Origin of the sequence: Pseudomonas botevensis (assembly GCF_019145475.1) — a bacterium.
GTDB lineage: Bacteria > Pseudomonadota > Gammaproteobacteria > Pseudomonadales > Pseudomonadaceae > Aquipseudomonas > Aquipseudomonas botevensis.
In genome coordinates this window covers 182,415-199,948 of record NZ_JAHTKI010000009.1, presented here as the reverse complement: position 1 = coordinate 199,948, position 17,534 = coordinate 182,415, and the positions used below count along the sequence as shown (strand labels likewise).

Annotated in this window: 9 protein-coding genes; 3 read left to right on the top strand and 6 right to left on the bottom strand. The window is 64.4% G+C overall.

Translation table 11 applies throughout. The features are described 5' to 3' along the window. Positions 1–149: 149 nt before the first annotated feature. Positions 150–10,673, bottom strand: coding sequence for an autotransporter-associated beta strand repeat-containing protein (locus KVQ74_RS14015; RefSeq protein ID WP_217831677.1), 10,524 nt, complete (start codon positions 10,671–10,673; stop codon positions 150–152). A 498-nt stretch (positions 10,674–11,171) separates the two neighbouring features. On the opposite strand from KVQ74_RS14015, the gene KVQ74_RS14010 reads away from it, so the two are divergent. Beyond that, positions 11,172–12,131 (top strand): nucleoside-specific channel-forming protein Tsx, encoded by a 960-nt coding sequence (locus tag KVQ74_RS14010; protein ID WP_217831676.1) that lies wholly within the window; start codon positions 11,172–11,174, stop codon positions 12,129–12,131. Between the two features lie 71 nt (positions 12,132–12,202). On the opposite strand, the gene KVQ74_RS14005 is transcribed toward KVQ74_RS14010, so the two are convergent. The 3 genes from KVQ74_RS14005 to KVQ74_RS13995 all read right to left on the bottom strand — a co-directional run bounded on the left by KVQ74_RS14005 (position 12,203) and on the right by KVQ74_RS13995 (position 14,255). Next, on the bottom strand, positions 12,203–13,159 hold the full coding sequence (locus tag KVQ74_RS14005) for a quinone oxidoreductase family protein (RefSeq protein WP_217831675.1): 957 nt from the start codon (positions 13,157–13,159) through the stop codon (positions 12,203–12,205). Positions 13,160–13,188: 29 nt separating this feature from the next. Continuing rightward, positions 13,189–13,362, bottom strand: coding sequence for a DUF1427 family protein (locus KVQ74_RS14000; protein WP_186533475.1), 174 nt, complete (start codon positions 13,360–13,362; stop codon positions 13,189–13,191). 119 nt (positions 13,363–13,481) lie between these two features. After that, positions 13,482–14,255, bottom strand: coding sequence for an AraC family transcriptional regulator (locus KVQ74_RS13995; protein WP_217831674.1), 774 nt, complete (start codon positions 14,253–14,255; stop codon positions 13,482–13,484). A gap of 136 nt (positions 14,256–14,391) precedes the next feature. On the opposite strand from KVQ74_RS13995, the gene KVQ74_RS13990 reads away from it, so the two are divergent. Then, positions 14,392–14,619: a DUF6555 family protein gene (locus KVQ74_RS13990; protein ID WP_217831673.1), complete on the top strand. Its 228-nt coding sequence runs from the start codon at positions 14,392–14,394 to the stop codon at positions 14,617–14,619. A gap of 39 nt (positions 14,620–14,658) precedes the next feature. Continuing rightward, complete coding sequence (locus KVQ74_RS13985; RefSeq protein ID WP_217831672.1) at positions 14,659–14,931, top strand: hypothetical protein; 273 nt, start codon at positions 14,659–14,661, stop codon at positions 14,929–14,931. 31 nt (positions 14,932–14,962) lie between these two features. On the opposite strand, the gene KVQ74_RS13980 is transcribed toward KVQ74_RS13985, so the two are convergent. Beyond that, entirely contained in the window at positions 14,963–15,118 is a 156-nt protein-coding gene (locus KVQ74_RS13980) for a metallothionein (RefSeq protein ID WP_217831671.1), read from the bottom strand. 697 nt (positions 15,119–15,815) lie between these two features. After that, a complete protein-coding gene (locus KVQ74_RS29760; RefSeq protein ID WP_217831670.1) occupies positions 15,816–17,498 on the bottom strand; it encodes a methyl-accepting chemotaxis protein in 1,683 nt (560 codons plus the stop codon). Positions 17,499–17,534: the final 36 nt, after the last annotated feature.

The window sequence follows — 17,534 nt, the reverse complement described above, 5'->3', positions numbered from 1 at the left end:
GGACAGGCTCGCGGTTTGCTGCGCAATCGAGCGGACCGCTCCCCAGCAACCCGCGATCATTCCTCTCTCCCCCGGAGAGGGTGAGCAACTGTTCATGCGACACGCAAAAAAAACCGCCCTCGCGGGCGGTCAAAACGCTTCGCTCCCGTTCAGAACCCGAGGCTGAAGCTGATGGTCATCGCATGGTCGTTGCTCTGGCCCGAGAGTTGCCCCGAGTAGCCGATGCCGAGTTTGCCGGCCGGGCTGATCTGGAAGTCCACGCCGGCCTCGACGATGGCGCTGTCCTTGGCAATCGGCACGCCCTGGGTGCTGAACGAGGCGCCGCCATTGATGAAGGTCAGGTCGGCGTCAGGCTTGGTGTCACCGAAGGCATGCCGCCAGCCGATCGCCCCGCGCGGGGTGAGTTGGCTGCCGTTGGCCAGGGTGATGAGCTTGCCGACACGCAGGCCCAGGGTCGAAAAGGTAATGTCCTGATCGGCATCGGCCTTCAGGCGCCCTGCCCCGCCCTTTTCCTTGGCGGTGTCGGTGTCGTAGTTGACGTAGGCCAGCCCGGCGTAGGGTTCCAGCGCCACGCCGCCGGCATTGATGGCATAACCGACTTCACCGAACACCTGCGCGCTGCGAGCGTCGTAATCGGCCTTCAACCGGTCGTTGTAGGCGCCGACGTTGACGTCACGTTTGGTTTCGATGCTGTGCCAGCTGTAAGCCGCCCCCAGACGCACGGCCAGTGCGTCGAATTGCGAGTTGAGGTAGCCCGCCAGGTGGTAGCTGTCGACGGTGGCGTCCGAGTTGCGATCATGAGCGTTCAGGTTGCTGCGGGTGTAACCGGCGGCCATCCCTGCGCGCCACTGATCGTCCAGTTGTTTGTCGGTGCCGAGCATGAAGCCGCCGAGGCTGCGATCCATCTGTGCACTGTTGCTGTCGCCGTCCGAATCGCCCCAGGCGCCCAGTGCGCGGATCCAGCCGACCATTTCGCCGTGGCAACCGTTGCTGCTCAGTTGGTTGTCACTTGGCGCCAGCGCCCGACGAGGATCGTCCGCCGCACTGCACGATGGCTGCCGCATACGGTCGTTGACCGCGTCACGCACATAGCGCGAGTCCTCGAGCATCGCACTGGCGGTGCTGGCGTGGATTTCCCCCGACAGGTTGTCGAAGGCACTCCGTGCGCCGGCCACGCTGAGGTTGACGATTTCATTGAGCAACGCAGCACCCGCCGCGCCATTGCGCGACAACGCCGACGCAGCGCTGAACTGGTTGCCGGTGGCGGCGACGTCGGTGAACGAGGTGTTGTTGCGGCTGACCTGCAGATTCACCGCGTTGGCGTCATACACCAGCGCCGTACTGAGGAACGCGTATTGCGGCAGATCCGCTGCGCTGAAGGTGCCGGTCACACCACCACCGGCGGTAATCAGCGAATACACCGAGTTGCCGGTGAAGGGCGCCAGGCTGTTGACCTGCAAGCCGCCACTCAGGGCTGCCGCGCCACCGACCACCAGCGGTGTGGCGGTTGGCGAACTGACCGTCAGCGCCAGCACCCCATCGGCGGCGTTGGTCAGGTTGCCGCTGACACTCAGGGTGCCGGCCTCGGCCCCGGATTGCACCACCCCATGGTTGACCAACGAGCCGACGCTGCCATTGCCGCTCAGCCCCGCGCCGTTGGCGACAGTGACCTGCCCGCCCAGCGAAGCCCGCGCGGCGCGACTGCCGACTTGCAGGACACCTTGATCCACCGACACCGTGCCACTGAACGGTTGATCGCCCGTCAGCAACAACGTACCGGTGCCCTGCTTGGCAATCGCGCCAGTCCCGCTGAGGCGACCGTTGAACCGACCGTCGACGTTCTGCTGGAACACCAGCGCCGCGTTGTTGAGGATGTTGCCTTGCAGACTGGTGGTGTTACCGACCAGCGTACCGCCGCTGACCGTGGTGCCACCGCTGTAGGTGTTGGCGCCGCTGAGAATCAAGGTGCCGGAGTCGAGTTTCTCGATACCGCCACTGCCCACCAGCGGCACACCGATTTCCGTGCCTGCCCCGGCATTCACCCGCACGGGCGCGAGGCTGCCATCCGGGCCGTTGACCGGGGTCAGCGTGCCGCCCGCACCTGGCGTCAGACTGTAGCCGCTCGCCAGGAACTGCAACCCGGTGAAGTGCTGGTTGCCGACCACGCTGACCGTCCCGCCCTGCCCGCCAAACACCGCGAACTGACCGCTCGAGCCCTGTGCCTGGGTGCCGGTCGGGTCGGTCCAGTTGGTGCCAGGCCCCCACACGCCGCTGCCGCCGCCGATGCTGCCGTCAGGATTGGTCTTGCCGCCGTTCCAGAACTGCACCTCGCCCGGGGTGCCTTGCACCAGCAGGTTGATCTGGTTGGCGATGGCGGTCTGCAAGGTCAGGTTGGCCGCCGAAACCGGCAGGCTGCCGTACACCAGACCGTTGTCGGTCAGGGTGCCGCCGTAACTGAACAGTTGATAGACCCCGGTGCCGAAGCCGCCCGCATTGGCGATGTTCAGTGTGCCGTCGAGGGTCAGGTTGCCGGCGACGTTGACCACGGTGGTGGAACTGGCCGCCGAACCGAGACTGAAGTCCAGGTTGGTCCCCGAGGACAGCGCCAGCGAACCGACCGACAACGGCGTCGCGCCGCCACCGCCGAGCAATGTCGCGCCACTCGCCAGTTGCACCGCCCCGGCGAGATTGCCGCTGCCGCCGATCTTCGCCCCGCTGGCGACGTTGACAATGGCGCTGTCGAGCACGCCATTGACCCGCAGCGTGCCGGCCTGCACCGACGTGTTGCCGGTGAAGCCGTTATTGCCGGTCAGGAGCAATTGCCCGGTGCCGGTTTTGTTCAGCGTGCCAGTGCCGGTGAGGTTGCCGGTGTAACTGCCATCGGCGTTCTGTTCGAAGGTCAGCACCGCGTTGTTGACGATCGCCCCTTGCAGGCTGCTGGTATCGCCACGGGTACTGCCGCCGTTCAGCGTGGTGCCGCCGCTGTAGCTGTTGGCACCGCTGAGCACGAGATTCGCACTGCCGTTTTTCAGCAGACTGCCGCTGCCGGTGATGGCGCCGATCAGCGTGGCGTCCTGGTTGCCGGCGAGGGTCAGTTGCGCGCCGAGGTTGATCGCGTTCGCCAGTTGCAGCGCGGAGGTGCTGTCGAGCGTGGCGTTGCCAAGCACGCTCAGCGCACCGCTGCTGATCGCGCTGTTGTTGCCCAGAATCAGCGAACCAGCGGAGAGCTGGGTGCCGCCGCTGTAGGTGTTGTTGCCGCTGAGGGTCAGGCTCGAAGCACCCGTCTTGATCAGGCTGCCACTGCCGCTGACCACGCCGCCCAGGCTCAGGGCATTGCTGCCGGCGACAGTCAGGCCACCATTGAGCACCACGGCGTTGGCGAGGCTGACGGCGCTGTTGCTGTCGAGCGCGGTGCCGTTGGCAGCGGTCAACACACCGGTGCCGAGGGCTGCGTCGTTGCCGACCACCAGTTTGCCGCCGTTGAGCGCAGTGCCGCCGGTGTAGCCGTTGGCGGCGTTGAGCACCAGGGTGCCGGCGTCGTATTTGCCGAGGATACCGCTGCCGTTGAGCGCCACGCCGAGGGTGGCCGTGACGTTCGGGTCGACCCGCACGGTGGCGTTGCCCAGTGAGCCGTTGACCAGATTCAGCGCCCCCGCCGTGCCGTTCTGCAGGCTGTAGCCATCGGTGACGAATTGCAGTCCGGTGATGTTTTGCGTGCCGTTGACGGTCACGGTGCCGGCCGTGCCCTGGAACACCGCGAAGCTGTTGGCCCAGGTCTGGTTCAGCGTGCCATCGACGTTGGTCCAGTTGGTGTTGCTGCCGCCCCAGGTGCCGCTGCCGCCGTCGATCGAGCCGTTAGGCGCGAGCTGGCTGCCGTCCCAGAACTGCACAGTGACGCCCGGCGCAGTGACCAGCAGGTTGATCTGGTTGCCGATGTTGGTTTGCAGTTGCAGATCGCCCGGCGTCACGCTGCCCGGCACGCTGCCGATCAATAGGCCGTTGTCGGTCAGGCCGCCGGTGTAGTTGATGATCCGGTAGACACCGCTGCCGAACCCGCCGATGTCACTGACATTGAGGGTGCCTTCGAGGGTCAGGTTGCCGCCGACATTGAGCAGCGCGCTGCCGCCACCGGAGACCGGTGCGCCGAGGCCGACATCCAGATTGGAGTTGGCGTTGAGTACCAGCGAATTCACCGACAGCACGTTGCCGGTGGACAGCGTCAGATGACCGCCATCGGCCACACTCACCGCGCCGGTCAGGCTGCCGTTGCCGCCGAGGGTGCCGCCGCTGTTGACCAGCACGTTGGCGCTGTCCAGCGAGCCGTTGACCAGCAAGGTGCCGGCGTTGACGTTGGTGTCGCCGCTGATGGTGTTGAGTCCGACGAGGGTCAACGTGTTGCTACCGAGCTTGGTCAAACTGCCGCTGCCGCTGATGACGCCGTAGTAAGCATTGCTCAAGGTGTTATTGCCAATGCTCAGGGTATCGCCGGCACCGACGGTTGCGGTGCCGTTGCCGGTCAGTCTGTCGATGGTTGCCGAAGCACCGAGGTTGAGCGCCGCCCCTACTCCGAGATTGACCCCGGCACCGTTGCCCAGCGCGCCACTGCTGAGCGTAGTCAGGCTGCCGCTTGCCACATCGAAGCCGCCGCTGAAGGTGTTGGTGCCGGAAAGGGTCAGATCCGACAGGCCATTTTTGGTCAGCGTACCGGTCCCGCCGATCACCCCGCCCAGCGTCAGATTGTTGTTGCCGGCGACCGTCAGGTTGGCACTGACGGTGACGTCGTTGGCCAGCACCAGCGGCGTGCTGTTGTCGAGGGTCGAATCACCTGCTGCATTCAAAACACCACTGCCCAATGCGCCCGAAGAACCGACAGTCAAGGTGCCGGCGTTCAGCGTGGTGCCACCGCTGTAAGTATTGGCGCCATTGAGGGTCAGGTTTGATGCGCCGTTTTTCACCAGCCCACCGGCGCCGCTGACAATACCGCCGAGGGTCAGGTCGCTGCTGCCGGCATTGGTCAGGTTGGCGTTGAGCACGACGTTGTTGGCCAGGGTCAGCGCGCTGTTGCTGTCCAGTGTCGAGGCGCCGCCCACGGTGAGATTACCCAGGCCGATGGCGGTGTTGCTGCCGGCGGTCAGGGTGCCGGCATTCAGGGTCACGCCGCCAAGGAAGTTGTTGCTGCCGTTGAGAGTCAGGTTGGCCGCACCGTTCTTGGTCAGGCTGCCGGCGCCGCTGATCGTGCCGTCGAGGGTCAGCCCATTGCTGCCGACAATCCCGAGGTTGCCCGCGAGATTGATCGTGTTGCCGGCGCTCACGGCGACGCTGGCGTCCAGTGTGGTGCCGTTCGCTGCGTTCAGCGTGGCCGAACCCAGCGCGGAGTTCGACGCCAGGATCAGTCCGCCGGCATTCAGCGCCACCGGACCGATGAACGAGTTGTTGCCGCCGAGAGTCAGGTTTGCGGTGCCGTTCTTGATCAGGCCACCGGTGCCGCCAACCACCCCGTTAAGGGTCAGCGCATTGCTGCCGACCACGGTGAGATTGCCGTTGAGCGCCACCGCGTTGTTCAGGATGACGGCGGTATTGCTGTCCAGTTGCGTGCCGGCATTGGCGGTCAGTTGACCGCTGCCCAGCGCGGTGTTGCTGCCGACGACGATTTTGCCACCGTCCAGCGCGGTGCCGCCGCTGTAGGTGTTGGCGCCGTTGAGCACCAGGGTGCCGGTGTCGAGTTTGTTGAGAATGCCGCTGCCATCGATATTGACGCCGATGGTCGCGGTCACGCCCGGATCGACCCGCACGGCCGTAGTGCCACCGGTGCCGTTTACCGCCGTCAGCAGCCCCGCCGTACCGTTGACCAGGTTGTAGCCATCGACCATGAACTGCAGGCCGGTGAACAGCTGCGTACCGTCCACCGTCACGGTGCCGGCCGTGCCCTGGAACACCGCGAAGTCGCCGGCCCAGGTCTGGTTCAGCGTACCGTTGGCGTTAGTCCAGTTGGTGCCGACTGCGGTCCAGTTGCCCGTGCCGCCATCCACCGAACCGTTCGCGACAGTCTGGCTGCCGTCCCAGTAGCGGATGTTGACGTTCGGGGCCGAGACTTGAATGTTGATCTGATTGGCGACCCCGGTCTGTACCACCAGATCACCGAGGCCGAAACCGACCGGCACGCTGGCGACATCCAGGCCCAGATCGGTCAGCGCACCGGTGTAGTTGAACAGACGATAGACACCGACGCCGAAACCACCGGCATCAGTGACATTGAGATTGCCGTTGAGGGTCAGGTTGCCGCCGACGTTCATCAGCGACGTGGTGGACGGCGCGCCAAGCTGCACATCGACATTGCTGCCCGCGCCCAGCACCAGCGAACCGGCGGACAGATTGCTGCCCGAGGCCAGTGCCAGCGTGCCGCCAGTGTTGACGTTCAGGGTGCCGAGCATCGATCCGGAACCGGTCACGCTGCCGCCGCTGTTGACGTTGACCTGAGTGCTGGCCAGCGAACCACTGAGGTTCAGGGTGCCGCCGTTGACCGTGGTGTTGCCGGTCAGGCCGCTGATCCCGGTGAGGTTGAGGGTGCCGGTGCCGACCTTGGTCAGACCGCCGCCGCCACTGATATCGCCGTCGAACGTGCTGGTGCTGCTGACGCCGCCCACGATCAGCGTGGTGCCGACGCTGGTCTGCACACTGCCGCTGCCGGTCAATGCCGCAAGACTGGCGCTGCTGCCGAGGTTGAGGCCGGCACCCGCGCCGATATTGACCCCGGAGGTGTTGCCCAGCGCATTGGTGTTGAGCGTAGTGACGCTGCCGGAGACGATGTTCAGCGCCCCGGTGAAGGTGTTGCTGCCCGACAGGGTCAAGTCCGCCAGACCGTTTTTGATCAGGCTGCCGGCGCCGTCGATCACCCCACCGAACGTCAGGTCGTTGTTGCCGGCCAGGGTCAGCCCGGCGTTGAGGGTGACGTTGTTGCCGAGGCTGAACGCCGAACTGTTGTCCAGGGTTGCCGCGCCGCCGACGGTCAGGCCGCCGCTGCCCAGTGCGCTGGAGGTGCCAAGGGTCAGCGTGCCGGCGTTGAGCGTAGTGCCGCCCTGGAACGTGTTGACGCCGTTGAGGGTCAGCTCGGACGCCCCGTTTTTCACCAGCGCGCCCGTACCGCTGATCACGCCGCCGAGGGCGAGATTCTGCGTGCCGCCAACGGTCAGCGCCGCATTGAGCGCGACGTTGTTGGTCAGATTGACCAGCGGCGAATTGCTGTCCAGCGTCGCCGCGCCACCGACCGTCAGTGCCCCGGAACCCAGCGCGGAACTGTTGCCGACCGTCAGCGTGCCGGCGTTCAGCGTGGTGCCGCCGAGGAAGCCGTTGGCCGCGTTGAGGATCAGATTGGCGCTGCCGTTTTTCACCAGGCTGCCGGCGCCATTGACCAGTCCGGTCAGGGTCAGGTCGGCCGAGCCTCCCACGTTCAGGGCACCGGCCAGGTTCACCGCGTTGCCGAGGCTGACAGCGGTGTTGCTGTCCAGCGTGGTGTTGGCGGCGGCATTGAGTGTGCCGCTGCCGAGCGCGGTGTTGCTGCCGACGATCAGTTTGCCGGCGTTCAGCGCGGTGTTGCCGAAGTAGGTGTTGGCGCCGTTGAGGGTCAGGTCGGCCGCGCCATTTTTGGTCAGCCCGCCGACCCCGGCGACCACGCCGCCGAGGGTCAAGGCATTGCTGCCGCCGACGGTCAGGGTGCCGGCGACGTTGACGTTGTTCGCCAGAGACACCGCCGCCCCGGCATCCAGCGTGGTGCCGTTGGCCGCGTTCAACACGCCGGTGCCGAGCGCGGTGTTGGAGCCGACGATCAGCGAACCGGCGTTCAGCGCGGTGGTGCCGCTGTAGGTGTTGCTGCCGTTGAGGGTCAGGGTCGACGCACCGGTCTTGATCAGGCCGCTGCCGCCGCTGATGACGCCGCCCAGAGTCAGCGGATTGGCGCCACCGGTGGTGAGGGTCGCATTGAGGTTGATCGCATTGCTCAACGTGACGTTGCCGCTGCTGACCAGGCTGCCCGCCCCTTCCACCGACAACAGGCCGGTGCCGAGCGCGGCGTTGTTGCCGACGGTGAGGGTGCCGGCATTCAGGGTGGTGCCGCCCTGATAGGTGTTGGCGCCGGTCAGGCTCAGGTTGGCACTGCCGTTTTTCACCAGTTGATTGGTGCCACTGACCACGCCGCCCAGCGTCAGCGCATTGCTGCCGCCGATGCGCAGGGTGTCGTTGAGCACAACGTTGTTGGCCAGCGTGATCGACGCGTTGCTGTCCAGCGTCGCCACGCCGCCGACGGTGAGGTCACCCGCACCGAGCGAAGCGGCATTGCCGACGGTCAGGGTGCCGGCGTTGAGGGTGGTGCCGGCGAGGAAGCTGTTGGCGCTGCCGAGGATCAGGTTGGCGCTGCCGTTTTTGGTCAGCCCGCCGTTGCCGCTGATCACGCCGCCGAGGGTCAGGTTGGCGCTGCCGCCGATGTTCAGGTTGCCGGCCAGCGCGATGGCGCTGTTCAGGCTGACGGCGGTGCTGGCATCCAGCGTCGTACCGGCCGCTGTGTTGAGGGTGCCGCTGCCCAGCGCGTTGTTGGCGGCGAGGATCAGCGTACCGGCATTCAGCGCGGTGTTACCGATGAACGTGTTGGTGTTGCCCAGCGTCAGGGCGGCGGTGCCGTTCTTGATCAGGCCCCCCGCGCCGGCGATGACCCCGTTGAGGGTCAGCGCCTGAGTGCCGCCGATGGTCAGGTTGGCGGCCACGTTGATGGCGTTGGCCAGCGCCACCGCAGCGGTCGCATCCAGGGTGGTGCCGGCGGCGGTGTTCAAGGCGCCAGTGCCGAGAGCCGTGTTGCTGCCGACGAACAGACTGCCGGCGTTGAGCGCGGTGATGCCGCTGTTGGTGTTGTTGCCGGTCAGGGTCAGGCTGGCCGTGCCGCTCTTGGTGATCGAACCGGTGCCGGACAGCACGCCGGCCAGGGTCAGGGCATTGCTGCCCAGCACGCTCAGTGCGCCGATCATGCCGATGTTGTTGCTCAGGCTGACGTTGGCGGTGCTGTCCAGGCTGGTGCCGGCGGCGGTGTTGAGCGCGCCGCTGCCCAGCGAATTGTTGTTGGTGACCAGCAAAGTGCCGGCGTTCAGCGCGGTGGTGCCGCTGTAGCCAGTGTTGGCGCCGCTGAGGGTCAGGCTGCCGCTGCCGGTCTTGGTCAGGCCGCTGCTGCCGGTGAGCAGACCGGACAGGGTCAGCGCCCCGGCACCGGAAGTGGTCAGGCCAGCGCCAAGGCTGATGGCGTTGCTCAGGTTGAGGGTGCCCGGTGCCGACAGCGTCGAAGCGCCCGTGACGTTGATCGCGCCGCTGCTCAACGCCAGGTTATTGCCCAACGCCACCGTGCCGCCATTGAGCGTAGTGGCACCGCCGTAGGTGTTGGCGGTGCTGAGGGTCAACTGCCCGGCACCGGTCTTGGTCAGGCCGCCGACACCAGACAGCACGCTGCCCAGGGTCAGGTCGTTACCGCCCTGCACCGTCAGGCCATTGGTGCCAACGGTGATCAGGTTCGACAGCGTCAGCCCGCCGGTGCTGGCCTGCAGGATCCCGCCGTTGACCGTGAGGATGCCGCTGCCGAAGGTGGCGTTGTCGTTGAACTGCGCCAGACCACCATTGATGGTGGTAGCGCCGCTGACCAGTGGCCCCTGCAAGGTCCAAGTACCGCTGTTGATGGCCAGGTTGTTGAAGTTGATGTAGGTGGCGCTCGACGCCGTGCCTACGCCCGTCGTGCCGCCGCCGATACCCAGCGGGTTTTGCAGCACCAGGCTGTTGACGCCGCCGGCACCGCCGTCGACTTTCCCGGTCGGGGCAAACGTCAGGTTGACGTTAAGCAGGCCACCGAGGCCCACCGTCACCTGAATCCCGTCCCCCACATTGACGCTCGACCCGGTCACCGCCGTAAAGGTGTTGGCGCTGCTCGCGCCCATCGACACGCCGCCGGTGATGGAACCGGCGTTGATGAAGGTGTTGCCGCCCGCCGAGGTTTCGAAGGCAATACGCCCGTTGATCGTCCCCGAGCTGCTGTTGGTCAGGTTGACTTGCGAACCACCCCATACCCCGATCACCGGCGTATCCGCCAGGGTGATGCCGCCGATCGACAGCCCGGTCGAGGTAATGGTGCCGTTGTTGGTGATACTGGTGGTGCCGCCGCCGGCGTTATTCACCCCGAGTGCCAGGCCATCGACACTGGTGAGGTTCAGCCCGAGCAACATCCCGGTGCCGCGCATGATGCCGCTGGCATTGTTGAGCACGCTGACCGTGCTGGTCAGCCCGGAGCCGACAAAGGCACCGCCGCTGAGCACCGACACCAGGCCGAGCAGCGCCGGGTCGATGGTCCCGGAGTTGTTCAGGGTGACGTTGACCCCGGTCAGGTCCAGCACCCTGCCGCCGAGGGTCGCGTTCATCTGCGCCCCGCTGTTGACGTTGACCGTCAGGTTGTTGCTGGGGCTGGTGAAGTTGTTGAGAAACAGCGGCAGGCTTGGCACGCCGGTACAGGTCACGATCGACCCGGCCGTGGAGCAGGTGGCCTGCGCCGGCGCACTCACGCCGCCGAACAGCAATCCGGCAATGCTCAGTTGCACAGCAAGGGAAAGAGGGGAAAAACGCGAAACGAGGGCAATACCGGACCTTGCTTGCACGGGCTACTCCTTGTCGTGGCCAAATTCTTCCTTGAGCGCGTGTACCCGAAACGCTTATTCCACACGCGAATCAAGACTGCGACGGTCATCACAAAACCGTGTCATTCCCGACACACGCTAGTAGACGCCCTGCAATGGGGCATTGGTTAAATGGCATTAATACTTTGGTGTAGGAAGATTCCGGAATAAGGATCCAAGTCCCGGATTCATGGGCTTGCGCAGGGATTCGGTGTGGGAGCGGAGTCGCTCGCAAAAGCGCTTCAGCCGTGAAACACAATGTTTCTGAACCGGTATCTTCGCGAACAGGTGCGCTTCCAAAAGACGCAAAAGAAGATGACCGCTCTGTCAGAAAAATCCGTAAAAAGATCGAACTTTCAGCGCTTTGAAGAAATTGGTACGGCTTGTGCAAACGTTTGCGCAGTGTTGATGCCGACATTTTCGTAACAAAACCGTACAGGCCAGGGAAATCCGGGCCTTGATCTGCAAAAAGGACTTTGAATGCACGTTTCTTCCTGCCGCCGCCCTCATGGCGTGCGCACTGTCGCTGTTTCCTTGCTACTGGCCGGCGTTACCGGATTTCTCAGCCACGGCGTCCTGGCGCAACCCGCCCCCGCCGACGAGTCCGCCCAGGGCGAAACCCTCAGCCCCGAGGCCAGCCCGCCGAAAAAAGGCGCGTACCTGTCGGACTGGTACAACCAGGACCTGACCCTGATCGGCAGCAAGGACATCAGCTTCGGCCCGCAACCGGCTGATGACATCTACCTTGAATACGAATACTTCGGACGCAAAGGCCCGTTCGAGCTGTACGGCTACATCGACATTCCGAAAATCTTCAACATTGGCAACAGCCACGACAAAGGCGTGTGGGATCACGGCTCACCGGTGTTCATGGAACACGAGCCGCGCATCTCCATCGACTACCTCGCCGGCCGCAGCCTGGCCATCGGTCCGTTCAAGGAATGGTATGTGGCGTTCGACTGGATCTACGACCACGGCAGCAACAGCGCCAATCGCGCCAACACGCTCTACAGCGGCCTCGGTACGGACATCGATACCCGCTCGCGGGTGAATCTGTCGGCCAACCTGTACGGGCGTTATCAGTGGGAAAACTATGGCGCCAGCAATGAATACTCCTGGGACGGCTACCGCGCGCAGCTCAAGTACATCGTGCCGATCAGCAGTTTCAGCAACGGCGCGTCACTGACCTACATCGGTTTCACCAACTTCGATTTCGGCTCGGACCTGCACAAGGACAACCCGGCGCGCACCGCCAATGCCACGGTGGCGACCAACGTGTTGCTCTACTCCTTCACCCATCTGCGTTTCACCCTGGTGGGCCGTTACTTCCACAACGGCGGCAACTGGGAGGACGGCAGCGAGCTGAACTTCGGCGACGGCAATTTCCGCGCCCGCTCCAACGGCTGGGGGTATTACGCGGGGATCGGGTATCAATTCTGAACGGGATTTGGATCTGCCCCAAGTGGGAGCGGGCTTGCCCGCTCCCACGGGGTTATGGGGTGTTGTTGAAATCAAGGGATGAGGATGACCTTGTCCCCGCTGCCCTGATTCACCTCGGCATACCGCACCAGGCCTTCGGCCAACGGCGCCTCCACCAGCCCTTGCGGCAATGGCAGCAGGTCTTCGTCGAAGAACCGGCCGAACTGATCCAGCATCGCCGCGCACGCCTCGACGCCGTACAGCAACGAGTTGATCCCGACCACCGAGCCGCCCTTGCGGTACAGCGCCAGCGCCGGCAATTGCACATGGCCGTCCACCGGCGCCGCAATGATCGCGATCCGCCCGAACGTCGCCAGCGCGGCGACCGAGGCCGGCAGCCAGAAACCGGTGGTGTCGAAGATGACATCGGCACCGCCCTGATACACGGCGTTGACCTGCGCGCCAAGCTCTTCGGGCTTATCCAGTTGAATCGTCGGGTAGCCCTGGGCCTGCAACTCCCTGACCTGCTCCGGCCGGCGCGCCGCCGCCAGCAACTGCGCGCCGCGTACCTTCGCCAGGGCCAGCGCCGCCGTCGCCACCGCCCCGCCACCGATCACCAGCAAACGGGTTTCGCCGTTCACCAGACTGCGCTCCAGCGCATCCCACGCCGTGGTGTACGGAACCCCGAGGCTCGCCGCCTGGGCAAAACTCAAGTGCGACGGTTTGGGTGCCACGCCATTGGCCGGCAGTTTGACGAACTGCGCGTGGGAACCATCGGCAAAGAAGCCCAGCTCGCGCCCGGTTCCCCAGACTTCCTGACCGATCAGGGCCTGCGGCCCTTCCACCACCACCCCGGCGAAATCCCGACCGGGAATCCGGGGCAGCGTGGTGTAAGGGAAACGCCCGAGGACGTTTTTCACGTCGCTGGGATTGAGCCCGGCCGCCCTGATCTGCACCAGCACTTCATCCGCCGCCGGCACCGGGGTCGGCACCTCGACGTAGCGCAGGGAGGACAGATCACCGGTTTTATCGAATTGCAGCGCTTTCATGGACATCTCCACCGAAGGAAAAAAGAAATTCAGGACAACCAGCCCGCCACCAGTTGCCGCCCCACCGGCCACAACTGCTCACCGGCCAGCATGCCCAGCAGACCGACCAGCGCGATGGCCGGCGGTGCGGGAGAACGAAAATCCAGGGCGCCATACAACAGACCGACGCCCAGGCCGATGGCCAGCGAAATCAGGTAATTCATGGGGGGAAACTCCGCCGCTTGAAGGGAATGGGCAAAGTCTAGGGAATCGTGGCCGAAGGCATCGGCCAAGGACTTCTGAATTTCGGCCAACTCTCACACAGCGTTCGTGTGTGCCGGTGTCATGCGGTGTATTGCGAAGGCGCCACGCCCAACTCGCGGCGGAACATGTCGCTGAAACTGCTTGGCGAGTAGCCCAGCTCACGGGCGATGCTGCTGACCGCCACGCCCTGAATCAGCTCCGCCGCTGCCGTCGCCAGTTGCACCTGCCGGCGCCATTCGGCGAAGCCCATGCCCAGCCCCTCCTTGAACAACCGCGCCAGCGTCCGCACACTGGCCCCGGCGTTTTCCGCGTGCTGCTCGAAAGAAATCTCCAGCGACGGCGCGGCCATCACCGCCTGGCACAGATTCATCAGGCGCCGGTCGGACTCGTCCGGCAACGGGATCTTCAACTGCGAACGCCTGGCGCGCTTCAGCTCCAGCAACGCCAGCCCCACCAGCGCCTCGTAGTACGCCGGCTCGCCACTGTCGCCCTGCTCCACCAGCCCGACGATCAACTCACGCAGCAAACCGCCGACTTCGATCACCTGCACCTGCGCATCCAGCGTCGCCGCCAGCGCCGGGCGCAGGTAGATATTGCGCATCTGCAAGTCCGACACCACCCGAATCCCGTGGGGCACTCCCGGCGGCAACCACACCGCCCGCTGCGGCGGCACCACCAATGCCTCATGCGGCGTCTCGACCCACATCACCCCGCTCATCGCATACAGCAACTGCCCCCAGACATGCTCATGGGGCTCGATGAACAACCCGCGCGGGTACGTGCGCGCCAGCGGCTGCACCGGCACATCGGTATCACTCAGATCGGGGGGCGCAGCGAGGGCCATGGCAAGCATTCATCGGGGCTGACGGAAACGCCATGGTAACCAGCCGCCCGTTCCATCGCCAATGTGAGAGACCGTCGGACAATCCGAATGAATTTTCCGCAAGCGCCGCGATCCCTCTAATACCACAGGGAGGAAGACCGGCTTTATGAACAACGCAAAACTGTTTGTCATCGAATACACCCTTCACGGCGCGCCCAAATCGTTCATTATCCGCTCGGACAAAATGGACAACGCCGAGGCCTGGCACTGGGCGAGCTGCGACGCGGGCGTGGGGCGGATCCCCCGTTTCGGCCGGGAAAAAGTGCAAAAGACCAGCAAGCCGATGGCGGAGAAATTCGGCGTGGAGAACGTCACCTGGCGACCGACCAGCTAAGCTGCTGGCAACGGCGGGCATTCATTCGGGGGAACACACATGACGACCATCAACAGCCCGGCACACCTGGACTACGGCCTCGACACCCTGTTCGGCCGGATCACCAAAAGCGTGGAGTGCCCGGTCGGCCTGGAACCCGTCGAAAACGACCCCTACCGCTTCGCCCTCCGGGTTCCGGCACCGTTGCCGGAGGACCTGGAAAACGCCAAAACCATTGTCGTCAAAGTCGAAGGCCGGAAACTGCAAGGCACCGTCCGCCACACCCAACGACTGGACGACGACAGCCTGAAACTGGAAGTGGAGCCTGACTAGACTCCACTTCTTTTTTCACCCGCACCGACACTCAATGCGCGCACTTGCACCCCTTGCTCGAACACTCCTCGCCATGCTCATGATGCTTGGCACACGCCTCGCAGCAATAATGCTTGCCGTGCCGCACCACGGGATGCTCACCGAGCTTGCAATTACACTTCGGACAGTCACAGGTTTTATCAGGCATGGGACAGACTCCTTCAGTGGTGGTTGTCTGAGGCTTGGAAAACAAGCCGTAGAGAGCAGTGTAGGAGCGTTTGGCGAGGGCCTGCACAAATGCGCATGAATGGGGCGGTGGGGCGTGCGCGCGGATTCAGATGTTTTTTTGGGCAAACTTGAGATCGCTGCCCTCACCCTAGCCCTCCCGAAACGTCGGACCGCCCGGAGGGAGAGGGGACTGACCGAGGTGGCCGAAAAGAATATGTACACCCGGCCAAACCAGGTCGGCCCGAAGGCCGCCTCCGCGGGCAAGCCCACTCCCACAAAAGAACAAAAGCAAAAGCAGATCCCGCGCCCACCAATAGGCCGAGTGTCAGCTCGCCTGCGCTCTTGATCTTGCCGTGCCGGCCCCTTCGGCAGGCTGAGTGGAGGGATTTATCCGGGGGTGGGAGCGCAGCGACCGTTTGGCGAAGCCAAACACATCGAGAGGAGGTGCAGCGAAGCAAACCGTAGGCGATGCCCCCCGGATGAATTCCGGAGCGAAGGAACCCCGAGCCACAGCGAGGGGCCGTACGCCGGGGCAAGACCTTTGCTTCCTTTGGGGCGTTTGCCAAAGGGAGTCGACCGTCAGGGCGAAACCGCCATCAGCAACACCCGCAGAAACGGATATTCACCCAAACCCCCAAAGAGCCTGACCGGCCCAAAGGCCGCCAAGCCCCCCAAGGCTAAATGCGAAACTGCCCAACCAACCGCCCCAACCCCTGCCCCAACTCAGCCAGACTCCGCGAAGTCTGCGCCCCCAGCTGGGTCTCATCGGCAACGCTATCCACCGCCACCGCAATCTGATGCACGCTGCGATTGATCTCCTCAGCCACCGCCGTCTGCTCCTCGGCAGCACTGGCAATCTGCGCATTCATCGAATTGATCGTCGCAATCAGCTCAGCCATCGCATCCAGCGACGCGCCCGCCTGATTGGCCTGCGCCGAAGTCCCGTCACCGGCCTCACTGGAACGGCGCATCGCATCCACCGCCGACTGGGTGCCGGCCTGCAACCGATCGATCATGCCCTGGATTTCCTGGGTGCTGATCTGCGTCCGGCTCGCCAGCGCCCGCACCTCATCGGCCACCACGGCAAAACCACGCCCCGCCTCACCGGCCCGCGCCGCTTCGATCGCGGCGTTCAGCGCCAGCAGGTTGGTCTGCTCGGCGATCGAACGGATCACCCCGAGCACACCGACAATCGACGACACATCCTGCTGCAGGCTGTCGAGGGACACGCCGCTGTTGCGAATGTCGTCCACCAGCGCATGAATCTGCTGAATGCTGCCGGCCACCACGCGCTTTGCCGCCTGGCCCTCTTCATCGGTCTGGCGTGCGGCGACTGCCGCGTTTTGCGCACTTTTCGCCACTTCCTGGGCGGCGGCCGACATCTCGTTGATCGCCGTTGCCACCTGATCGGTCTCGTGGCGCTGGCGTTCCATGGCCTGGTCGGAGCGCTGGGCCTGATCCGAGACCTGCGTCACCAGCCCGGTCAGTTGCGTGGTCATCTCGCTGATCTGGCGCACCAGACCATGGATCTTGTCGACGAAACGGTTGAACGAACCGGCCAGTTCGCCGAGTTCGTCCTGGCTGGTGATAGCCAGGCGTCGGGTCAGATCGCCCTCGCCCGCCGCAATGTCGTCGAGATTGGCTTTCATCAGATGCAAAGGACGCAGGATGGTGTTGGCCAGCAGCAGCCCTGCCGCCGCAATCACCAACAGCACCACCACGGCCACGCCAACGATGCTCAACACCACGCCTTGCATGCGTTCCTGCACCTGGGCCTCAACCAGCGCCACTTGCGCTTCGATGCCGTCGAGGTTGACCGACGTACCCACGGCCATGTCCCACTTCGCCAGGTATTCGGTGTAGCCGAGTTTCGGCACCAGCACCTGCGCATTGCCCGGCAGCGGCGAGCTGTATTGCAGGTAGTGAGTGCCGTCCTTCGCCACCTTCACCAGGTCGCGGTTGACATAGACGCCATTCGGATCGCGATTGTCCTTGAAGCTCTTGCCCACGCCTTCGGGGTCGTTGGCCTTGAACAGGCGCACGGTCTCGGAGTCGTAGCCGAAGAAGTAGCCGTCCTTGCCGTATTTGATGCCCGACAGCAGCTTGATCACTTGCGCCCGCGCTGCGACGTCGCCGGGAGCGGCGGCATCGTACAGAGGCTTGATCGTGGTCATCGCCACGGCGACGTAACTTTGCAGGGTGGCCTTGGCGTCGCCCAGCAGACGCTCACGGGTCTGCTCGACCTCCTTGTGCGCCTGTTCCTGAAGGATGAACAGCGTGGTCAGGCTGATCACCAGCGCAAAGAGCAACACCGGAAGGACGGCAAGGGACAGGACTTTAGCCTTGAGACTCAGGCGCATGGGGGCTCACTCTTTTGGTTTTATTGGCGTGGTTAA

What these genes read in the sequence shown, in the direction of transcription:
- KVQ74_RS13985 (WP_217831672.1), top strand. Translation starts at nt 14,659, where the DNA reads ATGACGACCATCAACAGCCCGGCACACCTGGACTACGGCCTCGACACC.
- KVQ74_RS29760 (WP_217831670.1), bottom strand. Translation starts at nt 17,498, where the DNA reads ATGCGCCTGAGTCTCAAGGCTAAAGTCCTGTCCCTTGCCGTCCTTCCG.
- KVQ74_RS13990 (WP_217831673.1), top strand. Translation starts at nt 14,392, where the DNA reads ATGAACAACGCAAAACTGTTTGTCATCGAATACACCCTTCACGGCGCG.
- KVQ74_RS14010 (WP_217831676.1), top strand. Translation starts at nt 11,172, where the DNA reads ATGCACGTTTCTTCCTGCCGCCGCCCTCATGGCGTGCGCACTGTCGCT.
- KVQ74_RS14000 (WP_186533475.1), bottom strand. Translation starts at nt 13,362, where the DNA reads ATGAATTACCTGATTTCGCTGGCCATCGGCCTGGGCGTCGGTCTGTTG.
- KVQ74_RS13980 (WP_217831671.1), bottom strand. Translation starts at nt 15,118, where the DNA reads ATGCCTGATAAAACCTGTGACTGTCCGAAGTGTAATTGCAAGCTCGGT.
- KVQ74_RS14005 (WP_217831675.1), bottom strand. Translation starts at nt 13,159, where the DNA reads ATGAAAGCGCTGCAATTCGATAAAACCGGTGATCTGTCCTCCCTGCGC.
- KVQ74_RS13995 (WP_217831674.1), bottom strand. Translation starts at nt 14,255, where the DNA reads ATGCTTGCCATGGCCCTCGCTGCGCCCCCCGATCTGAGTGATACCGAT.